This is a genomic window from Alicycliphilus denitrificans (assembly GCF_044792555.1).
GTDB classification, from domain to species: Bacteria; Pseudomonadota; Gammaproteobacteria; order Burkholderiales; family Burkholderiaceae_C; genus Alicycliphilus; species Alicycliphilus denitrificans_A.
In genome coordinates this window covers 2,657,393-2,677,723 of record NZ_CP126238.1, presented here as the reverse complement: position 1 = coordinate 2,677,723, position 20,331 = coordinate 2,657,393, and the positions used below count along the sequence as shown (strand labels likewise).

Genomic DNA, 20,331 nt, shown 5'->3' with positions numbered 1-20,331 from the left:
AGATGCAAACGCTTTTGTCTATCCGACGGCGGCAGTATCAATTCTTCAGCCACGCTACGCAATGCATGCGCGCCGCATGGCCACGGTGTCGCGTGCTTGTCCTACATATGCCGATACAGTGGTCCTCACCCGTTCCGGGCGGGAAGACTGTTGCGCATTGGTCCAGGTTTGAATGAAATGCGGATCAAGCCCATGCACGGAAAGCGTCAAAAGCTATTGAATAAATAGCAAAATTGGCACGTCAGGCGGCGTCAACCGCCGCGCACCATGGACAAAATCTTGGCCGTGTCCAGCTGGCGGGCGGTTTCCTGCATCTGCGGCAGGTAGCGCGCCTGCAGCGCACGACCGTCCTGCATGACGTGCTGGTAGGCGTCCTTGAGCATGTCGCTGGACAACGTGCGCCCGCCCGCGTAGTACTGGTTGGCTACATGCCCCAGCGCGTAGGTGGCGGCAAAGCTCATGCCGCTGCTCACCGCCTGGCGCCCCAGGCCACCCAGCAGGCCCTTGCCCGCCTTGCCCAGCAGGCCGCTGAGCAGCTTGCGGCCCGCCTGCTCCAGGTATTGCGAGGTCAGGCCCACGCCCAGCGTGGCCAACAGGTCCTTGATGTGGCCGCGATCCAGTTCATAGCCGTAGCTCTGGCCGATCTGATAGACCAGCCGCATCTGCAGCGGAATGATGGCCAGGGTGGACAGGTTCTCGGGCAGCAGCTCGATGGCGCCGTTCATGATCGACGCCTGCAGGATCTTGCGATCCATCTCCGCGGGCGGCAGGCTGCCGGGGCGGCGCTGCGCGGCCGTGGCGGGCAGGGTGTCCGCGGCAGCGGGGTGGGGCGCAGTTGCCGCTGCCGGCAACGGCGCGGGTTCGGCCAACGGCGCCTGCAGGGGCGCTTCGGCCAAGGCCTGGGCCTGGGTGTCGAAGCCCGCGGGTGCCTGCGCGGCCCCCATGCCCCAGGCATGGCGTACCTGGGCCAGGAAGGCATCTTCCTTGGCGCTGGTGTGGCCGTCGGCCTCACATACGCACACGGCCATTTCGTAGGCCAGCTGGCGGGATTCGAGGGTGGCAAGGCGGCCCAGAACTTCGGGCAGCTGCACGCGGCGCAGCAGCACGTCCTGGTACAGGCCGGGCAGGTTGACCTGCTCGTCACCCGCCAGTCCTTGCGCCACCTGGCGGATTTGTTCGCGCTCGCGATCGTGCTTCTCGCCGTCGGCAAACGAGGCCATCAGGCACAGGGTAAGGGTGGCGCGGATTTCTTCGGCGGTCATGGCATTCCTGGGGCGTTGAAAGGATGGGAGTGGGAGTGCGGGGCTGCGGGGTGGTTCCCCGTTGGGGGGCTTGGTTGAGAACCAGGGGGAAACAAGAGGGTCAAGTTTTGCCATACCCACCTGTGCAAAAAACCGGAAAACAGGTGAGCGTCGTTGCGATTCGGGAAGACGGCCCAAGCCTGACGGCATCTGGCTGCCGCTGCAACGCTCCTTGGACGAGCCGGCATTTTGCCGGCGATTGCCCCCACACCGTCCGGTGCGGCGCGGGACGGGGGCATGGGGCCAGCCCCCGGACTTTTGGGGCACAATGGGCGCTACCTCTTGATACAAATCTCGGCGCTCTGTCGCCCGGCCCGGCGCCCAGCAGCCACCACGACCCCCCCATGCACGACGATACCCGCGGCCGAGGAGACGGCGCCGACAGCCTGGATCCACCACAACGCACCGGCCTGCTGCGCCGCTTCCTGCGGCTGCTGACCTTCGTGGACCTGCCCATCAAGCAAAAATTCCTGCTGCTGACGCTGGGCACGCTGTTCTGGTTCGGCTCCATGGCCATCGTCACCGTGTTCGCGCTGACGGCCCTGCAGTACAAGTACCACCAGGTGGCCGAGCAGATCGTGCCGCACGACCAGGCCGCGCGCGAGGTGCTGGGCCACCTGCAGAACCTGGAACGCGACCTGCAGTTCATCGCACACGCCGAACCCGGCTCCGACCTGCTGGCGCTGCAGTCGATGCGCGACCACGTCAAGTCCATCCGCGCCGTCAACGCTCGGCTGAGTCTGCGCCAGACAGCCGTCAGCGGCAGCCTGGTGGAGAACCTGCTGCGCTCGATGGCCAAGGCCAGCCCGGAAAGCCTGGAATACCTGCGCGACATCATGGTCGTGACCGACCGCATCGACCAGGCGCTCGACGGCTACACCACGGCGCGCCGCAAGTCCCCGCGCGGCGGCGACGCCGAGGCCACGGCCGCCGCCTTCGACGCCGCCCGCCTGCGCGTGGCCGAGGGCATCACGCGGACCATGCAGCACGCCAAGAGCGTGGCCGAGTCCTACGGCGACATCAACAACGGCATCTACCAGATCATCCGCGAATCGGTGAACGCCATCCTCATCGTGCTGCTGATCGCCTCGACGCTGCTGTTCTTCTTCGTGCGCTGGATCATCGTGGCCTTCCAGCGCCCGATTGCGGCCATCATCCAGCAGATCGACTCGCTGAGCACGGGCGACATCAACCTGGCCAAGAAGGTCGCGATCAAATCGGAAGACGAAATCGGCACGCTCTCGAAGAAGTTCAACACCCTGGTCGACAGCGTCTACGGCATGACGGTCTACAAGAAGGTGATCGAGGAGGATGCCGCGCTCGACGACGTTTACCACCGGCTGGGCGACGTGTTCGAAACCGAACTGGGCATCCGCGACTACACCGTCTACGACGTCAACGCGCAGAAGAAGGCCATGCGCGTGGCCCACCCGCCGCTGGTCGGCGACGCCGTGATGCACTGCGACGCCGACATCCTGACCGACTGCAACCAGTGCCGCGCCGTCAAGACCGGGCACAAGGTCTCGTCCTTCGAATTCCCGGGCGTGTGCCGCCGCTTCGTGCCCGAGGCCGGCATGGGCCATATCTGCATCCCGCTGGTGGCCGGCGGCATCGCCGGCGGCGTGGTGCAGCTGCGCTTCGCCGCCGACCCGGCGGGCACGATGCGCGACACCACCACGCCGCAGAAGCTGTTCAACGCGGAAACCTACATCAACCAGTCGCTGTCGGTCATCGAGGCCAAACGCCTGATGCAGACGCTGCGCGAGTCGGCCTTGGTGGATCCGATGACCGGGCTCTACAACCGCCGCTTCCTGCAGGACCACACGGCCCAGATCATCAGCGGCGTGCTGCGCCGGCGCACGCAGATCGGCCTGCTGGTCTGCGACATCGACTACTTCAAGCAGGTCAACGACACGCACGGCCACGATGCGGGCGACCTGATCCTGCGCGAGACCGCCATCGTGCTGAAGAACGCGGTGCGCGAATCGGACATCGTGATCCGTTTCGGCGGCGAGGAATTCCTGGTGCTGCTCATGGACGTGCAGCCCGACGACGCCATGCTGGTGGCCGAGAAGATCCGCCAGGCGATCGAGGGCATGAAAGTCACGGTGGGCGACAAGGTGCTGCACAAGACCATCTCCATCGGTGTGGCCGAGTTCCCCGGCGACACCGACGGTTTCTGGCAGGCCATCAAGTACGCCGACGTGGCGCTCTACCGCGCCAAGGACAACGGTCGCAACCAGTGCGTGCGCTTCACCCAGGACATGTGGCAGCACGGGGATTTCTGACCCCCCATGGCGCTACGCGCCCCGCCCCAACTCCAGCGACCTCGCCGTGACGCCGCTGCGATGCGCGGCGGCCTCAAATCGGAAGTGCAACCCCCCGAAAATTGAGGCCAAGATGAGCTACAACCAGCTGAAAGAAAGTGAGCGCCAGGCGGCAGCCATGTGGCGGCAGGAAAACCGCAGCCTCAGTGCAACACATGGGGCTACGGCTTGCAGCGCTTCCCCTCGTACTCGTAGCGGTGCAGGCTGTAGGCCCGTCCATTCCAGCGCAGCACGGGGAAGCAAAAGCCCGGACCGCCAACCTGCAGGTCCGGCCATCCACCAACACCGCGGCTCTGGAGAAAGAGGGGGATGCCCGTGCCTGCGGACATGCGTTTCCAGGCACCGTTGGGCTGCTTGCTGACGAGGCTGTATCCCTCGCCGGTCATGCCGTGGCACTCGGTCCCGCTCTCGGTGATGATGACCTCGGGAAGTCCATCACCGTTGATATCGCGGACCTCGGAGACTTGGCCTTCGGCGCAGGCGAACCATTTCTGGCCCTTGGGTTTGAAGCCCGCGGCCTTGAACACCGCAGCGGCCTCGGTGGGCGGCAGCTGCGGGCCAGCGCCATATGTCAGTGAACTTGTACCCGCCAGCGCGGCGGCGAGGATGAGGGGCGCGAATCGCATTTCGGCTTCTCCTTGGTCAGGCGGGGCGCTCTCGGGCAGTCCGCAGGCTTGGTAGGGGTTGCGCCACCCAACGCCCCCGAGGGCCGATGCCGAAGCCGGTCTGCCGCAGAGAAATGCTATGCCACGGTTTTCAGCTCGCCAAGTGCTTGAAAAACGAGTGGTGACAAGGGGCAGGGCGTCGATGGCGTGTGTTTTGGTCGAAGAAAAACCGCCCTAAGGCTAATGCCAGTCAGTTAAGACAGCAGATCGCCACAGGCGGGTAAAAAGGGAGCATGTTCGTCATGCTCCCTTTTTCGTTTGACTTCCGTACTGCAAAACTCCTTGGATGAGAGCTGGGCAGGGTTGCCCGCTCACGCGATGACTGAGTTGGGCGCGCTGATTGATCCACTGTGGATCGAGCAAGCACTGCATGCCAGCGGCAAGGCATCCATACGTCGGCGCAAGCTGCCTGCAGATCACGCCATCTGGCTGGTCATTGGACTGGCCTTGTTTCGCCACATGCCCATGTGGCAGGTGGTGCAGGAGATGGCCTTGACCCTTGAGGGGCAAGAGTTACCAGCTCCCAGCAGCAGCGTGCAGGTTCGCCAGCGGCTGGGCTCGCAACCCTTGGAGCACTTGTTTGCGCTGCTCACGCAGGCCTGGGGCAGATCGCATCCCGTGCACGAAGAGCGCTTGCGCGTGCTGGCCGTCGATGGCGTTGTCTGGTCTGCGCCCAACAGCGCAGACAACCGCCAAGTGCTGGGAAGTGGTCAGACGCAGTACGGTCCCCAGCCCTGGCCCATGGTGCGGGCTGTGTGCCTGCTGGACACCGATAGCCACGAACTACTCGATGCACAACTGGGTGACTACACCCAAGGGGAGCTGACGCTTGCTGCTGGGCTGCGTGGCCTGGATCACTCCATCACTTTGTTTGACCGGGCGTACTTCTCTGCGGCATTCCTGCTCGACTGGCAGGGCGCAGGCGAGCAACGCCACTGGCTCATGCGGGCCAGAGACAACTTGCGCCATGAAGTCGTGCAATGTCTGGGCGCGGGCGACTGGTTGATCCGCATGCCCATCTCGCAGCGTGCCAGGAAACTTTGCCCCGAACTGCCAAGCCACTGGCAAGCGCGCCTGATCCAGACCGAGGTGCAAGGCAAGAGCAGGCGCTTCATCACCTCGATGCTCGACTCCGAACGCTTTGGCGCATCGCAACTGGCACAGATGTATTGCCAGCGCTGGGAGATTGAACTTGGCTTTCGTGAGATCAAGCAGTCGCTGCAACAGGGCGCAGGCGTGCTGCGCAGCAAGCAGCCGGAGTTGGTCAAACAGGAGGTCTGGGGCGTATTGATTGCGCATACCTTGCTCAGGCGCTGGATGCGCTTGATGGCCCAGCATGTGAAGGTTGAGCCGGTACGCATCAGCTTCCACACAGCCAAGCATGCCATCATTGGCGCACTCAACACCGTGCATCTGGCTCGCGCGGGAGCATTGCCGAGACACCTGCAACTGCTGCTTGAACAGGCCCGCTACTTCGTACTTCCTGCACGCCGTAGCGGGCGAAGCTTCCCGCGTGAGGTCAAGCGATCTCGCAGCAAGTTCCCCACAAAGAAAATGCCAGCAAGCTCTTAACTGACTGGCATTAGCCCTAAGGCGGTTTTCTTTTTGCAGGGCGGTGGGCGCTTTTACAGCGCCGCCACCTCAATCCCCTTGAATTCCCCCGTAGCAATGCGCTTCTGCCACTCGGCCGGGCCGGTGATGTGGGCGCTGGTGCCGCCCGCGTCCACGGCCACGGTGACGGGCATGTCCACCACGTCGAACTCGTAGATGGCTTCCATGCCCAGGTCTTCGAAGCCCACCACCTTGGCGTGCTTGATGGCCTTGCTGACCAGGTAGGCGGCGCCGCCCACGGCCATCAGGTAGGCGCTCTGGTGGCGCTGGATGCTGTCGATGGCGACGGGGCCGCGCTCGGCCTTGCCGATCATGGCGATTAGGCCGGTTTGCTCCAGCATCATGTCGGTGAACTTGTCCATGCGCGTGGCCGTGGTGGGGCCGGCGGGGCCGACGGCCTCGTCACGCACCGGATCCACGGGGCCCACGTAGTAGATGACGCGGTTGGTGAAGTCCACGGGCAGCTTTTCGCCCTTGGCCAGCATGTCCTGGATGCGCTTGTGCGCGGCGTCGCGGCCGGTGAGCATCTTGCCGTTGAGCAGCAGCGTCTGCCCGGGCTTCCAGCTGGCGACTTCTTCCTTGGTCAGGGTATTGAGGTCCACGCGCTTGCTGGTCTCGGTGTTGGGCGCCCAGTCGACCTTGGGCCAGAGGTCCAGGCTGGGCGGGTCCATATAGACCGGGCCGGAGCCGTCCATCACGAAATGGGCGTGGCGCGTGGCGGCGCAGTTGGGGATCATGGCCACGGGCTTGCTGGCGGCGTGGGTGGGGTACATCTTGATCTTGATGTCCAGCACCGTGGACAGGCCGCCCAGGCCTTGGGCGCCAATGCCCAGGGCGTTGACCTTCTCGTACAGTTCCAGGCGCAGCTCTTCCACCTGGTCCAGTTTCTCGCCGCGGCGGGCCTTGGCCTGCAGTTCGTACATGTCCAGGTCTTCCATCAGGCTTTCCTTGGCCAGCAGCACGGCCTTTTCGGCCGTGCCGCCGATGCCGATGCCCAGCATGCCCGGCGGGCACCAGCCGGCGCCCATGGTGGGCACGGTCTTCAGGACCCAGTCCACCAGGCTGTCGCTGGGATTCATCATGACCATCTTGGACTTGTTCTCGCTGCCGCCGCCCTTGGCGGCCACGGTCACGTCCAGCTTGTCGCCGGGCACGATCTGCACGTTGATGACGGCGGGTGTGTTGTCCTTGGTGTTCTTGCGCGCGAAGTGCGGGTCGGCGACGACCGAGGCGCGCAGCGTGTTGTCGGGGTGGTTGTAGCCGCGGCGCACGCCTTCGTTGATGGCGTCTTCCAGGCTCTGGTCGGCGGCAAAGCCCTCAAAGCGCACGCCCATGCCCAGCTTCAGGAACACGTTAACGATGCCCGTGTCCTGACAGATCGGGCGGTGGCCCGTGGCGCTCATCTTGCTGTTGGTGAGGATCTGCGCCATCGCGTCCTTGGCGGCCGGCGATTGTTCACGCTCGTAGGCGCGCGCCAGGTGCTGGATGTAGTCGGCGGGGTGGTAGTAGGAGATGTACTGCAGCGCTGCAGCTACGGATTCCACCAGGTCGTTGTAGCGGATGGTCGTGGTCATGTAGGCAGGGGGTGTGGGGTGAAAAAACCTGGGGATTATCGCCCCCGAGCTTGCATGGGCCTGAACCAGGGATATAGGCGTGCCCACGCTGGGCAAGGGGGCAGGTCTTTCGGTGCCGCATGGATTGCGGTGAAATGAAGCCGCTTAGGAGGCTGTCGGACTTGGAAATCACCGGCTGCAAATCGACCGTAACGGCCCATTTTTCACCGTCTTTTTGCCCAATAGCTCGGCTATTGGGCTGCAAATCCGGCAAAAACTGGTCTCGCTGGGGCCGATTTTCGCTTTCGGCGCTCCAAGCCCGACAGCCTCCTAGCCATCCATAGTCCCGCCGCAGCACACGAAAGGGCCGCCCGCCATGACCACCAGCACCCGCATCGAACGCGACACCTTCGGCCCCATAGAAGTGCCGGCCGACCGGTTGTGGGGCGCGCAGACGCAGCGCTCGCTGCAGAACTTCGACATCTCGGGTGAGCGCCAGCCGCGCGAGATCATCCGCGCGCTGGCCCAGGTCAAGCGCGCCTCGGCGCGGGTCAACCAGGCGCTGGGCCTGCTGGATGCGCGCAAGGCGGATGCCATCGTGGCCGCGGCCGACGAGGTCATCGCCGGGCGGCATGAGGGCGAGTTTCCGCTCGTGGTCTGGCAGACGGGCTCGGGCACGCAGACCAACATGAACGTCAACGAGGTACTGGCGAACCGCGCCAGCGAGCTGTTGAAAGGCGCGCGCGGCGAGGCGCGCCTGGTGCATCCCAACGACGACGTGAACAAGAGCCAGTCCAGCAACGACGTGTTCCCCACGGCCATGCATGTGGCGGCGGTGCAGGCGCTTGCGCACCGGCTGCTGCCCTCCATTGGACGGCTGCGCGCCACGCTGCAGGCCAAGGCCGAGGCGTTCGACGACATCGTGAAGATCGGCCGCACTCATTTGCAGGACGCCACGCCGCTCACGCTGGGCCAGGAGTTTTCCGGCTGGGTGGCGCAGCTGGCGCATGGCGAGCGCCACGTGCGCGACGCGCTGCCGCACCTGTGCGAGCTGGCGCTGGGCGGTACCGCCGTGGGCACGGGTCTGAATGCGCCCCAGGGCTATGCGGACCAGGTGGCGGCGGACCTGGCGGCGCAGACCGGGCTGCCGTTCGTCACCGCGCCCAACAAGTTCGAATCGCTGGCCAGCTGCGACGCGCTGGTGGCGGCGCATGGCGCGCTCAAGACGCTGGCGGCCAGCTTGATGAAGATCGCCAACGACGTGCGCTGGCTGGCCAGCGGGCCGCGCAGCGGTATCGGCGAGATCACCATTCCCGAGAACGAGCCCGGTTCGTCCATCATGCCCGGCAAGGTCAACCCCACGCAGTGCGAGGCCCTGACCATGCTGGCCGCGCAGGTGCTGGGCAACGATGTGGCGATCAATGTGGGCGGGGCCTCGGGCAACTTCGAGCTGAACGTGTTCCGCCCCATGGTGGCGCACAACTTCCTGCAGAGCGTGCGCCTGCTGGCCGACGGCATGCAGAGCTTCAACGATCACTGCGCCTTGGGGCTTGAGCCCAACCGCGCGCGCATTGCCGAGCTGGTGGAGCGTTCGCTGATGCTGGTGACGGCGCTCAACACCCACATTGGCTACGACAAGGCCGCAGCCATCGCCAAGAAGGCGCACCACGAGGGCACCAGCCTGCGCGAGGCAGCACTGGCGCTGGGCCATGTGACGGCCGCGCAGTTTGATGAATGGGTGGTGCCGGCAAAGATGGTCGGGCGCTGAGCAGCGCGGCCATCAGTCGCCGGCCTGGCACTCGTCGGCCGCCTGATCCACCAGGACCTGCAGGCCTGGAGCGTCATGCACCACGATGCCGCGCGGGCGTACGCTGATCATGCCCTGGCGCTCCAGCCATTTCAGCTCCACGTTCACGCGCTGGCGCGAGCCGCCCAGCAGGCCGGCCAGCTCGTCCTGGGCCAGCGACAGGCCCAGGGGGCGACTGGCCTGCGGCTCCATGTGGCGCGATCCGAAGCGTTCCAGCAAATGCAGCAACTGCTTGGCCAGGCGCGCGCGCAGCGGCATGGTGGCCATGTCTTCCATCAGGCAGTAAAGCGAACGCATGCTCCGGGCCTGCAGCGTGAGCAGGGCCTCGCCGAAACTGGGGTGCTGCAGCAGCAGTGCGCGCAGCGCCGCCTCGGGCACGCTCATCAGCGTGGTGGGGCCGTGCGCGTGTGCGTCGTAGGTGCAGGGGCGGCCGTAGAGCACCTCGGCCTCGCCCACCCAGATGCCGGGCTCCACATAGGCCAGAGTGACCTGTTTGCCTGCCGACGTGTTGCGCCGAAAACGCAGCGCGCCGCTGGCGCAGGTGAACCAGTTGCGTATGGGCAGGCCTTGCTCGACGATGGCATCGCCATGCTCGTGGCGCGTGACGTGGCCCAGGCGCAGGATGTCGTGTCGCAGCGAGGGTGTGAGCGTGGCAAACCAGGGGTTGCGGCCAATGGCCTCGCGCTCCTTGGCGGTCAGCAAAGTGCGCTGTGGCTGGGCGTCGGGAATGGGGCGCAGAGTGGCATTCATGGGCTAGACGAAGGCGGCACGGCGTTACCTTCGCCATGCATTCTAGAAGCCCGGCAATGGCGCCCGCTTTCTGGCCTCGGTTAGTGTGCTCCTGCGCGGGCTTGCTCCAGCCAGCCGTCGAAGGTCTTTTGGTGCGCGCGGATCCAGCCGTTCACATGGCGCTCGATATCGGCGCTCTTGTTCTGTCCCTGGCTCATCAGGTGGTTCTGGGCGTTGATGTCGGCCACGGGCAGCTGCATGACGGCAAACAGCCTGGCGGCGGCGGGGTTTTGCTCGGCCCAGGCCTTGTTGGCCACGATTTGCTGGTTATTGACCACAAATCCGTAGTTCTTGCCGTTGGGCAGCCGGGTATCCAGGCCTTTTTGCTCGCCCGGCAGCGAGGAGAACGGCACCTGCAGCCACACCACGTCCTTGCCCGGCTTGAGTTCTTTGCTAACCCAGTAGGGCGTCCAGGTGTAGTACAGGATGGGCTTGCCGGCGCGGTGGCGCGTGATGGTGTCGGCCATCAGTGCGGCGTAGCTGCCCTGGTTGTGCGTCACCGTGGCACGCAGGCCGTAGGCGTCCAGGTGGTGTTCGATCACCGCCTCGCAGCCCCAGCCGGGGTTGCAGCCGGTCAGGTCGGCCTTGTCGTCGCCATTGCTGTCGAACAGCTGGGCGATCTTCGGGTCCTTCAACTGCCCAATGTTGGTGATCTTGTACTGCTCGGCGGTTTTCCTGTCGATTAGGTAGCCCTGGGCGGCGTTGGCCGAATACACGCCCTGGCGATAGAGCCTGGCGTCGCCGCCGGCGTTCTTGTAGTAGTCGGCATGCAGCGGGTTCCAGTGGTCGGCCATGAAGGTGGCGTCGCCGTTGGCCAGGGCGATATGGGCCGTCGGGTATTCCACCTCCTTGATGGCTTGCACCTCGTAGCCCAGCTGTTCCAGGGCCTTGGTGACCAGCAGGGTCTGGAAGGTTTCCTCGGCAATCGAGCTCTTGAGCGGCAGTACCTTGACGCCCTTGCCGGGCAGCTCTTGCGCCTGGGCGCCCAGAAGCAGCAGGGCCAGGCCGGCGACGGCCAGGTGGCGCAGGGGTTTGATGGTGTAAGTCATGGGGTGCTCCTTTTCAACAAAAAATAACAGCCAAATTGGCATATAGCGCTTTTCCAGAAAGCGCTGGTAGCTATGAATTCAGGACTTGTGTGCGATGTGCTTGCGCAGCAGTCCCAGCGGTCCGCGCTGCCACCAGCGCTGGTTCCCACGGCGTGGCTCGCCCATGGCCTGGGTGATGCGGTCCAGCACGATGGCCAGCAGTACGATCCCCAGCCCCCCGACGGTCGCCAGGCCCATGTCCAGGCGGCCAATGCCGCGCAGCACCATCTGCCCCAGGCCGCCCACGGCGATCATGGAGGCGATGACGACCATGGACAGGCTGAGCATCAGTGCCTGGTTGATCCCGGCCATGATGGAGGGCAGGGCCAGCGGCAGTTGCACCTTGATGAGCAGCTGCCAGGGCGAGGCGCCGTAGGCGCGGCTGGCCTCGATCAGGTCCGGTCGCACCTGGCGCAGCCCCAGGTTGGTCAGACGCACCAGCGGCGGCAGCGCAAACACGATGGTCACGATGACGCCGGGCACGTTGCCAATGCCGAACAGCATCACCACGGGCACCAGGTAGACGAAGGCGGGCGTGGTTTGCATCGCGTCCAGCAGCGGGCGCGTCCAGCGCTGGGCGCGGTCGCTGGCGGCCAGTCCAATGCCCAGCGGCAGGCCGATGGCCACGCAAAAGAGCAGCGAGGTGAGCACCAGTGCCAGGGTCACCATGGCGTCGCTCCAGATGCCCAGCAGGACCACCAGGGCCAGCGACACGGCCGTGGCCAGCGCCAGCATGCGCCCGGCAAACTGCCAGGCCAGCAGCGCGGCCAGCAGCACCATCAGCGGCCAGGGCAGGGCCAGCAGCAGGTCGGTGACGCCGTTCAAGGTGGCGTCGATGGGGGTGCGCACGGCCTGGAAGAAGGGACGGAAGTGCTCCACCGCCCAGTGCAGGCCGTCGTTGATCCAGGCCTGCACGGGCAGGCCGTCGCTGCGGATTTGCTGCCACAGCGCGCCCAGGCCGCCCGCCTGCTCGTCGGCAGCCGTGAGGTCGGGGCTCAAGAGCCAGTCGCTGCCTGGCGCTGCTGCGCTGGGCGTGTCCGTGCTCCACGGGTCGACAGGGCTGGCTGCGGCATCGGCCGGGGCGTTGGTGGCGGCCCAGGGGTCGTTCTGGGCGGTGGTGTCAGAGGTGTTGCTGTTCATGCAGTGGTTAGGTTTTCAGGCGTTGGGCATCACGGGGTTGGCGGTGCCATACGGAAATTGCGGGTTCAGGGTCAGGGGGCTGCGTTCGTCCTGCGACGGTGGTATCGGCGGCGTGTCGCGGTCGAGGAACTTCATCAACGTGGTGCGGCTGATGACGCCCAGGAAACGTCCGTCTTCATCCACCACGGGCAGCGGGCAGGGGGCGTTGGCCATGGCGCCGAACAGCTCGGCCACCGGGGTGTCGGCGGCCAACGCCGGCGCATCGGGCAGGAAGGCATGCTGCAGCCCCAGGGGGCCGTGGTGGCCGTGCAAGGCGCGTCGCAGTGACTGCGAGGACACCACGCCCAGGTACTGCTTGCGGCTGGAGAGTGCATAGGCGTATTCACGGTCCGAGTCCTCCAGCAGGCGCAGCGCGGCGCGGCTGCCCCGGTCGCTGCGCTCGGACACCACAGTGAACGCCTGGCGCGCTATATCGCGCGCCTTGAAAACGGCGGCCGCATCCACGCCGCGCACAAAGTCGCGCACATAGTCGCCCGCCGGGTTGCGCAGGATCTCGTCGGGCGTGCCCACCTGCACCACCTGGCCGTCCTTCATGATGGCGATGCGGTCGCCAATGCGCATGGCCTCGTCCAGGTCGTGCGAGATGAAGACGATGGTGCGGCGGCGGGCCTGCTGCAGGCGCAAGAGCTCGGACTGCATCTCGGTGCGGATGATGGGGTCCAGTGCCGAGAAGGCCTCGTCCATCAGCAGGATGGAGGGGTCGGCCGCAAGCGCCCGGGCCAGGCCCACGCGCTGCTGCATGCCGCCCGAGAGCTCGTCGGGGTAGCTCGCGCCCCAGTCGGCCAGGCCCACCTGCTCCAGCGCCTCTTGCGCGGCCTTTTCGCGCTCGCCGCGCTGCACGCCGGCCAACTCCAGGCCGAAGGCGGTGTTGTCCAACACCGTCATGTGGGGCATCAGCGCGAAGGACTGGAACACCATGGAGATGTCCTTGCGCCGCAGCTGGCGCAAGGCCTTGTCGGAGAGCTGGTTGATGTCCTGGCCGTCGATCAGGATGCGCCCGGCCGTGGGCTCGATCAGGCGGTTGAGCATGCGCACCAGCGTGGACTTGCCCGAACCCGACAGGCCCATGACGACGAAGATCTCGCCGGCGCCTATCGTGAAGCTGGCGTCGAACACGCCGATCGAATGGCCCGTGCGCTGCAGGATTTCCTGCTTGCTCAGGCCTTGACGCACCAGTTCCATGGCCTGCTGCGGCGCATCGCCGAAGACCTTGAAAACCTGGTCGATAGTGATGGGTTTGGCCATCATGACGCTCCTGTAAAGATGGGTTGAACCTTGCTGGCGCCTGTTCCAGGCCGTGCTGGCCGGTTGTGGGCCGCGCTGGAGCCGCAATGGCTGCGCACAGGCGCGCGCAACACAGGACACATGCCTGGGGAGTCAAGCAACCCGGACGTTCAACGAAAGTGACAAAAAGCGGCTCGCATGGCACCCGAGGCGGTGCGCAAGAGCCCGGAAAGCATCAGGGCCGCATCTGGCGGCCATGAGTCGGCAACGGCGTTGCTGCTGCAAGCGGTGCCAACATGTTGAAAACCTACTCCTGATCTATGGAAACAAGAGCAAGCGACCTGCGTGGCAGGTGGTGAAACATTAGAAAAGTATATAAATGCAAAGCCGTGGAGTCAAAACACAAGTTTTTCAAAAAATGCTATACGCGAGGGCGTATGCATCTGCCCGTGTCACGACGCTGTCAGCCGCTGACGCGTCAGTGGCTTGTAAGTAGCAGGCACGAAAGTACGCCCGGATTTTTCAGCCATTGGAGACAAACCACATGAGTGCATCCCCTTCCGCCATTCAGTCCGTTCTGGTCGAAAACCGCATCTTTCCCCCGGCCGAAAGCCTGGTGAAGGCGGCGCGCATTTCCGGCATGGCTGGTTACGAGGCACTGTGTGCCGAGGCCGACAAGGACTTCGAGGGCTTCTGGGCCCGTCTGGCACGTGAAAACCTTACCTGGACCCGCCCCTTCACGCAAACCCTGGACGAGTCCGAAGCGCCCTTCTACAAGTGGTTTGCCGACGGCGAGCTCAACGCCAGCGCCAACTGCCTGGACAAGCACATGGGCACGCCGGTCGAGAACAAGACCGCCATCATCTTTGAGGCCGACGGCGGCGAGGTCACCAAGGTCACCTACAAGGAGCTGCTGGCGCGCGTGAGCCAGTTCGCCAATGCCCTCAAGACCCGCGGCGTGAAAAAGGGCGACCGCGTGCTGATCTACATGCCCATGACCATCGAGGGCATCGTGGCCATGCAGGCCTGCGCGCGCATTGGCGCCACGCACAGTGTGGTGTTCGGCGGCTTCTCGGCCAAGGCGGTGCAGGAGCGCATCCAGGATGCCGGCGCCGTGGCCGTGATCACCGCCAACTACCAGCTGCGTGGCGGCAAGGAACTGCCGCTCAAGTCCATCGTGGACGAGGCCATCGCCTCCGGCGGCTGCGAGTGCGTCAAGACCGTGTTCGTGTACGAGCGCACGGCCACGGCCTGGAACCGCGTGGACGGGCGCGACGTATCGTTTACCGAGGCGCTGCAAGGCCAAAGCACCGAATGCGCCCCGGTGCCGGTGAATGCCGAGCACCCGCTGTTCGTGCTCTACACCTCCGGCTCCACGGGCAAGCCCAAGGGCGTGCAGCACTCCACCGGCGGCTACATGCTGTGGGCCAAGCTGACCATGGACTGGACCTTTGACATCCAGCCCAGCGACGTGTTCTGGTGCACGGCCGACATCGGCTGGGTCACGGGCCACACCTACATCACCTACGGGCCTCTGGCCGCGGGCGCCACCGAGGTGGTGTTCGAGGGCGTGCCCACCTATCCCAACGCCGGCCGTTTCTGGCAAATGATCGAGCGCCACAAGGTCAGCGTGTTCTACACCGCGCCCACGGCCATTCGTTCTCTCATCAAGGCGGCTGATTCGGATGAGGCAGTGCATCCGAAAAAATCGGATCTGTCGAGCCTGCGCATCCTGGGCAGCGTGGGCGAGCCCATCAACCCCGAAGCCTGGATGTGGTACTACAAAAACGTGGGCGGCGAGCGCTGCCCCATCGTCGATACCTGGTGGCAGACGGAAAACGGCGGCCATCTCATCACCCCGCTGCCGGGAGCTACCCCGCTGGTGCCGGGCTCCTGCACGCTGCCGCTGCCGGGCATTGCGGCGGCCATCGTCGATGAAACCGGTCACGACCTGCCCAACGGCTCGGGCGGCCTGCTGGTCATCAAGCGCCCTTGGCCATCGATGATCCGCACCATCTGGGGCGACCCCGAGCGTTTCAAGAAGGCCTACTTCCCCGAGGAGATGGGTGGCAAGATTTACCTCGCCGGCGACGGCGCGGTGCGCGATGCCAAGACCGGGTACTTCCGCGTCACCGGCCGCATCGACGACGTGCTCAACGTCTCGGGCCACCGCATGGGCACGATGGAGATCGAGTCCGCCCTGGTGTCCAAGAGCGACCTGGTGGCAGAGGCCGCCGTGGTGGGCCGCCCCGATGACCTGACCGGCGAGGCCATCTGCGCCTTCGTGGTGTTGAAGCGCCCACGCCCAACCGGCGAGGAGGCGGCACAAATAGCCAAGGAACTGCGCGACTGGGTGGCCAAGGAGATCGGCCCCATCGCCAAGCCCAAGGACATCCGCTTTGGCGAAAACCTGCCCAAGACGCGCAGCGGCAAGATCATGCGCCGCCTGCTGCGCAGCCTGGCCAAGGGTGAATCCATCACCCAGGACACCAGCACGCTGGAAAATCCGGCCATCCTGGATCAGTTGGCGCAGAACAACTGATGCAGACCGCGCCGCAAGGCGCGGGTGCGCAGCACTGGCCGGATTGGGGGAGCACTCATATCGCGCGGCGATGTGACGTGCTCACCAAAGCCCCGCAATTTTGGATCAGTTGGCGCAGAACAACTGATCACTCAGCGGCGTACCTGCAGGGCTCCGGGATTCACGATGTTGCTGGGCGTGCCCTTGATGTAGTTGACGACATTGTCGAAGGCTGCGCCAAAATAAAGCTCATAGCTGTCTTGTTCCACATAGCCGATGTGGGGCGTGCAAATGCAGTTTTCCAGCCGCAGGAGTGCATGGCCTTGCAGGATGGGCTCGCTTTCAAAAACGTCGACGGCGGCCATGCCTGGGCGTCCCCGGTTGAGTGCGGCGAGCAGCGCGTCAGCTTCTATGAGTTCTGCGCGCGACGTGTTCACGAACAGCGAGGTGGGCTTCATGCGCGACAGATCCTCCAGCGTGATCATGCCGCGCGTCTCGTCCGTGAGTCGCAGGTGCAGCGACACCACATCGCATTGCGAGAAAAAGTCGGCTTTGGTGCTGGCGACCTGCAGGCCGTCGCTCAAGGCCTGTGCGCGCGATGCCTCACGGCCCCAGACTCTCACATTCATGCCGAATGCGCGGCCATAGCCGGCGACGATTTGCCCGATGCGGCCATAGCCCCAGATACCAAGCGTCTTGCCGCGCAGCACGCTGCCGAGCCCGAAGTTGGCTGGCATGGATGCGGCGCGCAGACCTGATTGCTGCCAGGCCCCGTGTTTGAGGTTGGAGATGTACTGGGGTAGGCGGCGCATGGCGGCCATGATCAGCGCCCAGGTCAGCTCGGCGGGTGCCACGGGCGAACTCACGCCCTCGGTCACGGCGATCCCACGCTCGGTGCAAGCCGCGATGTCGATATGGGAGCCGACGCGCCCCGTCTGTGCAAGGAGCTTGAGACGCGGCAGCTTGTCCACCAGTTGGCGCGTGATGTGCGTGCGGTCACGAATCAAAACAATGATGTCGGCATCGCGCAGGCGCACCGACAACTGGCCCAGACCTTTGACGTTGTTGGTATAGACCTTGGCCGAGTAGGGGTCGAGCCGCGCTGCGCAGTGGAGCTTGCGCACTGCATCCTGGTAATCGTCAAGTATTACGATGTTCATCTTGTCGTGTACATCCGGCCTGGGCATCAAGGGCGAATGGGAAGGCATTCGTCCCGGTTCCTTGATGTGCAAAAAATCCAATGGCTTGGCTTGCCTGTGGCATTGATGGGCGATTGTCGTTGATGACGGGTTCCCCATGGGCTGGGTGGGACGAAATCCAGCAGTGCAGCGACACATGATTACAAATTACGGCTGTGCCGCCATGATTGCTGATCGGCATCGAGTTGCGTCTATGCCAGAAGCCTGTGTCCAAAGCCGTTAAGCTTGCATGCATGGCGCACGTCAGTTTCTCCCCTCCATACACTCCAGCCAGCGATATGGCACAGCAGTTGCGTGATTGCGGATACGCTGTTTTGCAACCACGCGACACGATGGCTTGGATAGGCTGCGAGCAGGCCGAATTGCAGGCGCTGTCCTCGGATTGGACCGAACTGCCGCTCGATGATTTTCTGAAGGACGGCGGGCGTTACCGGCGTCGACGCCATGCATGCTTCATTGTGGATGGCGCGGTCGTGAGCCAGACGCCGCACCGCGCGCATTGGCAGCCCGTGGAGTACAACGCCTTGCACGGCGGGATGCGGCGCTGGTTTGCGCCAATGCGGGATGTGACCGTGGCGGCGCCCGTGTGGGGCCGGCTGATGCGGGCCTTGGCAGGGCTTTCGCAGCAGGTCTTGGCAACGGGGCCCGGGCGCTGCTTCATCGAGGCGCACCAGTTTCGGATCGACACCGCAGGCGGCATCGGACGGCCCACGCCCGAGGGCGCGCATCGTGATGGTGTGGATCTGGTGGCTGTTTTTCTGGTGGGCCGCCAGGGCGTGAAGGGCGGAGAGACCCGCATTTTCGAGGCCGCTGGACCTGATGGACAGCGCTTCACGCTCAGCGAGCCCTGGTCCGTGATGCTGCTCGACGATGCGCGCATGATCCATGAAACCACCCCCATCCAGCCGGATGATGAGCAGGGCGGCTGGCGTGATACGCTGGTGCTGACCTGTCGCCGGGGTGGCTTCCTGGAGGATGTAGCTCAATAATTGATGCGCATCAGGCATCGAGATGCAGCATGGCGCCACACTGCGAGCAGCCTGGCCGACGACTTCCACGTCCAATAGGCTCCCTGGCATCAAGGCACCGCACCTATTTCAATGAGGAGATTCCATGTTCAAGCACATTTTGATTCCCGTCGATGGCTCGGAAACATCCATGAAGGCCGTGGCCAAGGCAGCGGCCCTGGCCAAGACCTTTGGTAGCACGGTGACGGCGCTGTATGTGATAGATCCCTACCCATTCACCGGCGTGGGGGCCGATTTCGCCTACGGCCAGGCCCAGTACTTGAGCGCTGCCACGGCTGAGGCCAATGCCGCGCTGGATGCCGCCAAGGTCGCCATCAGCCAGGCGGGTGTGGCCAATGTGAGCACCATGGTTGGCGAGGGCCATGCCGTGCATGACGGCATTCAGCGCGCGCTGGAGAGCACGGGAGCCGATCTCATCGTCATCGGCTCGCATGGTCGCCGGGGCCTGGAGAAGTTGGTGCTGGGCAGTGTGACGCAGCGGGTGCTGGGCGTGGCGCGTGTGCCCGTGCTGGTCGTGCGCGAATAAGGCCCGCACCTTCCGTGTGATAGCGGACCGGTAAGGGCGTCGAAATCAACGCCCCGCAGCCCGAACGAAAAGCGGGTGCGTTTTGGCGCGACGAGCGTGCTTGGGTAAAAGATGCTCTGCCTTTCAGTCCGGCATCGAGCAATGCCCGCCCGAGGCGGCCTTGCCCGAGCCAGCCGCTATCAGCGGCGCCTCCAGGCGCAGGTCCACTGGTGCGGAGCTGGCCCAGTCCCAGGCCAGGAAGGCGGCAAGAGTGACCCAGAAGGCCAGGCGCAATGTGGTGTGTCGTGTCATGGCGTGATCCTGGTGCTTCAAAAGCCGAAATGGCGCCGGATGCGCAGGCCGAAGATGGTGCCCGCGAAGGCCAGCGGTACCCAGATCCAGCCGTGGATGCTGCCCGTGGAGATGCCCGACAGCATGGCGCCGACGTTGCAGCCGAAGGCCAGGCGCGAGCTGTAGCCCAGCGCCAGGCCGGCGAGCAGGGCCACAGCCCATTGCGTGCCGTTCAAGGGTTTGGCGCTGGCGGGCTTGGCCGCAGACACCCACAGCGCGCCCCCGAGGATGCCGATGTTGGTGATGCTGGTCACGTCCATCAGCACCGTCTCCTGCAGCCGCGCGGCGTTGCCGCTCTGGCTCCAGAACCAGTTGCCCGCCAGGTCTGCCGTGCCCGTGGCCTGGGCTATTTTTGCGGCCCACAGGCCAAAGCCATAGACCACGCCCCAGGGCTGGCCGGCAATGATCAGGTTCAGCGTGGCCAGCAGCGCCAGCAACACCGCGCCCAGCATCCATTTGCGCACCACGAGCGGCTTGGGCGCCTGGCCCGCCGCTGCGTTGGCGCGGCCCGCGTACCAGCGCACGGCCATGGCTAGCAGGGCCAGCGCCGCCAGCGTGATAAGCAGCGCCTGTACCCAGCCAAATTGGCTGACCAGGCCCAGCGGCTGGGTGCGACCCAGATCCAGCCAGAAGCCCAGGTGCAGCGAGCCCAGAAAGCTGCCCAGCGCAAACAGCGGCAGGATGGCAGCGTTCATGGGAATGCCCAGTCCGGCCTTGTACAGCGTGCCGCTGCCGCAGCCGTCGGCGATCTGCATGCACAGGCCGAACACGAAGGCGCCCACCAGCAGGCTGACGCTGGGCGGGCCCAGCGCGGCCGTGAGCTCGGGGTAATGGCCTAAGAGCGGCATGGCCAGGGTCGCGGCCAGCGCCAGGAGTAGCAGCTGGCCCATGACGCCGCTGGCGTCCCTGTCCTCGATGAGCATGCGCCAGCCCGTGGTGAAGCCAAAGCGCTGGCCCGCGAGTACCGCACCCAGGCCCAGGCCCACGATAAACAGCACGGCCTGGCGTGCCGACACGCTCCACAGCAGCCAGCCGGTGAAAACGGCCAGCATGGCCGCGAGGGGGAGTCGTTTCATGTGGGTCGGATTCTTGCAAAAAAACAGAGCTGCCAGCGCTTGTCCATCAAGCGCTGGCAGCCATTTTTACTATAAATGAATGTGGC

The 20,331-nt window shown here is 64.9% G+C and carries 16 protein-coding genes and 1 riboswitch; of the genes, 6 read left to right on the top strand and 10 right to left on the bottom strand.

Annotation, left to right across the window (positions count from 1 at the left end):
* Positions 1-251 precede the first annotated feature (251 nt).
* Entirely contained in the window at positions 252-1,262 is a 1,011-nt protein-coding gene (locus P7644_RS12765; RefSeq protein WP_404299647.1) for a YcjF family protein, read from the bottom strand.
* A 138-nt stretch (positions 1,263-1,400) separates the two neighbouring features.
* A riboswitch (S-adenosyl-L-homocysteine riboswitch) is annotated at positions 1,401-1,481 on the bottom strand.
* Between the two features lie 164 nt (positions 1,482-1,645).
* Here P7644_RS12765 and P7644_RS12760 point away from each other — a divergent pair.
* Positions 1,646-3,589, top strand: coding sequence for a diguanylate cyclase (locus tag P7644_RS12760; RefSeq protein ID WP_404299646.1), 1,944 nt, complete (start codon positions 1,646-1,648; stop codon positions 3,587-3,589).
* A gap of 200 nt (positions 3,590-3,789) precedes the next feature.
* Here P7644_RS12760 and P7644_RS12755 read toward each other — a convergent pair whose 3' ends face one another.
* A complete protein-coding gene (locus tag P7644_RS12755; protein WP_404299645.1) occupies positions 3,790-4,254 on the bottom strand; it encodes a hypothetical protein in 465 nt (154 codons plus the stop codon).
* 357 nt (positions 4,255-4,611) lie between these two features.
* On the opposite strand from P7644_RS12755, the gene P7644_RS12750 reads away from it, so the two are divergent.
* On the top strand, positions 4,612-5,865 hold the full coding sequence (locus P7644_RS12750; protein WP_404299644.1) for an IS4 family transposase: 1,254 nt from the start codon (positions 4,612-4,614) through the stop codon (positions 5,863-5,865).
* A 53-nt stretch (positions 5,866-5,918) separates the two neighbouring features.
* Here the strand turns inward: P7644_RS12750 and P7644_RS12745 are convergent, their stop codons facing one another.
* Positions 5,919-7,478: a fumarate hydratase gene (locus P7644_RS12745; protein WP_404299643.1), complete on the bottom strand. Its 1,560-nt coding sequence runs from the start codon at positions 7,476-7,478 to the stop codon at positions 5,919-5,921.
* Between the two features lie 355 nt (positions 7,479-7,833).
* Between P7644_RS12745 and fumC the strand changes: the two genes are divergently transcribed.
* Positions 7,834-9,225, top strand: a complete 1,392-nt coding sequence (gene fumC, locus P7644_RS12740) for a class II fumarate hydratase (protein ID WP_404299642.1) — start codon at positions 7,834-7,836, stop codon at positions 9,223-9,225.
* A 12-nt stretch (positions 9,226-9,237) separates the two neighbouring features.
* Here fumC and P7644_RS12735 read toward each other — a convergent pair whose 3' ends face one another.
* From P7644_RS12735 to proV, 4 genes are all read right to left on the bottom strand, one after another.
* Positions 9,238-10,014: a Crp/Fnr family transcriptional regulator gene (locus P7644_RS12735; protein ID WP_404299641.1), complete on the bottom strand. Its 777-nt coding sequence runs from the start codon at positions 10,012-10,014 to the stop codon at positions 9,238-9,240.
* Positions 10,015-10,094: 80 nt separating this feature from the next.
* Entirely contained in the window at positions 10,095-11,102 is a 1,008-nt protein-coding gene (gene proX, locus P7644_RS12730) for a glycine betaine/L-proline ABC transporter substrate-binding protein ProX (protein WP_404299640.1), read from the bottom strand.
* Between the two features lie 78 nt (positions 11,103-11,180).
* Positions 11,181-12,281, bottom strand: coding sequence for a glycine betaine/L-proline ABC transporter permease ProW (gene proW / locus P7644_RS12725; protein ID WP_404299639.1), 1,101 nt, complete (start codon positions 12,279-12,281; stop codon positions 11,181-11,183).
* A 15-nt stretch (positions 12,282-12,296) separates the two neighbouring features.
* Positions 12,297-13,586: a glycine betaine/L-proline ABC transporter ATP-binding protein ProV gene (gene proV, locus P7644_RS12720; protein WP_404299638.1), complete on the bottom strand. Its 1,290-nt coding sequence runs from the start codon at positions 13,584-13,586 to the stop codon at positions 12,297-12,299.
* Between the two features lie 523 nt (positions 13,587-14,109).
* Here proV and acs point away from each other — a divergent pair.
* Positions 14,110-16,107, top strand: coding sequence for an acetate--CoA ligase (gene acs, locus P7644_RS12715; protein ID WP_404299637.1), 1,998 nt, complete (start codon positions 14,110-14,112; stop codon positions 16,105-16,107).
* 131 nt (positions 16,108-16,238) lie between these two features.
* Here acs and P7644_RS12710 read toward each other — a convergent pair whose 3' ends face one another.
* A complete protein-coding gene (locus P7644_RS12710; RefSeq protein ID WP_404299636.1) occupies positions 16,239-17,246 on the bottom strand; it encodes a D-2-hydroxyacid dehydrogenase family protein in 1,008 nt (335 codons plus the stop codon).
* 272 nt (positions 17,247-17,518) lie between these two features.
* On the opposite strand from P7644_RS12710, the gene P7644_RS12705 reads away from it, so the two are divergent.
* Positions 17,519-18,274, top strand: a complete 756-nt coding sequence (locus P7644_RS12705) for a 2OG-Fe dioxygenase family protein (protein ID WP_404303195.1) — start codon at positions 17,519-17,521, stop codon at positions 18,272-18,274.
* A 124-nt stretch (positions 18,275-18,398) separates the two neighbouring features.
* Positions 18,399-18,839 carry a universal stress protein gene (locus P7644_RS12700; RefSeq protein WP_404299635.1) on the top strand — a complete coding sequence of 147 codons (441 nt, stop codon included), beginning with the start codon at positions 18,399-18,401 and terminating at the stop codon, positions 18,837-18,839.
* Between the two features lie 123 nt (positions 18,840-18,962).
* On the opposite strand, the gene P7644_RS12695 is transcribed toward P7644_RS12700, so the two are convergent.
* Together P7644_RS12695 and P7644_RS12690 are read right to left on the bottom strand one after the other, a co-directional pair.
* Positions 18,963-19,130, bottom strand: coding sequence for a hypothetical protein (locus tag P7644_RS12695; protein ID WP_404299634.1), 168 nt, complete (start codon positions 19,128-19,130; stop codon positions 18,963-18,965).
* 17 nt (positions 19,131-19,147) lie between these two features.
* Entirely contained in the window at positions 19,148-20,245 is a 1,098-nt protein-coding gene (locus P7644_RS12690) for a YeeE/YedE thiosulfate transporter family protein (protein ID WP_404299633.1), read from the bottom strand.
* Positions 20,246-20,331: the final 86 nt, after the last annotated feature.

Excerpts from the sequence above, each read along its gene's own strand:
- P7644_RS12765 (WP_404299647.1), bottom strand. The coding sequence starts at position 1,262 with ATGACCGCCGAAGAAATCCGCGCCACCCTTACCCTGTGCCTGATGGCC.
- P7644_RS12760 (WP_404299646.1), top strand. The coding sequence starts at position 1,646 with ATGCACGACGATACCCGCGGCCGAGGAGACGGCGCCGACAGCCTGGAT.
- P7644_RS12755 (WP_404299645.1), bottom strand. The coding sequence starts at position 4,254 with ATGCGATTCGCGCCCCTCATCCTCGCCGCCGCGCTGGCGGGTACAAGT.
- P7644_RS12750 (WP_404299644.1), top strand. The coding sequence starts at position 4,612 with ATGACTGAGTTGGGCGCGCTGATTGATCCACTGTGGATCGAGCAAGCA.
- P7644_RS12745 (WP_404299643.1), bottom strand. The coding sequence starts at position 7,478 with ATGACCACGACCATCCGCTACAACGACCTGGTGGAATCCGTAGCTGCA.
- fumC (WP_404299642.1), top strand. The coding sequence starts at position 7,834 with ATGACCACCAGCACCCGCATCGAACGCGACACCTTCGGCCCCATAGAA.
- P7644_RS12735 (WP_404299641.1), bottom strand. The coding sequence starts at position 10,014 with ATGAATGCCACTCTGCGCCCCATTCCCGACGCCCAGCCACAGCGCACT.
- proX (WP_404299640.1), bottom strand. The coding sequence starts at position 11,102 with ATGACTTACACCATCAAACCCCTGCGCCACCTGGCCGTCGCCGGCCTG.
- proW (WP_404299639.1), bottom strand. The coding sequence starts at position 12,281 with ATGAACAGCAACACCTCTGACACCACCGCCCAGAACGACCCCTGGGCC.
- proV (WP_404299638.1), bottom strand. The coding sequence starts at position 13,586 with ATGGCCAAACCCATCACTATCGACCAGGTTTTCAAGGTCTTCGGCGAT.
- acs (WP_404299637.1), top strand. The coding sequence starts at position 14,110 with ATGAGTGCATCCCCTTCCGCCATTCAGTCCGTTCTGGTCGAAAACCGC.
- P7644_RS12710 (WP_404299636.1), bottom strand. The coding sequence starts at position 17,246 with ATGAACATCGTAATACTTGACGATTACCAGGATGCAGTGCGCAAGCTC.
- P7644_RS12705 (WP_404303195.1), top strand. The coding sequence starts at position 17,519 with ATGGCGCACGTCAGTTTCTCCCCTCCATACACTCCAGCCAGCGATATG.
- P7644_RS12700 (WP_404299635.1), top strand. The coding sequence starts at position 18,399 with ATGTTCAAGCACATTTTGATTCCCGTCGATGGCTCGGAAACATCCATG.
- P7644_RS12695 (WP_404299634.1), bottom strand. The coding sequence starts at position 19,130 with ATGACACGACACACCACATTGCGCCTGGCCTTCTGGGTCACTCTTGCC.
- P7644_RS12690 (WP_404299633.1), bottom strand. The coding sequence starts at position 20,245 with ATGAAACGACTCCCCCTCGCGGCCATGCTGGCCGTTTTCACCGGCTGG.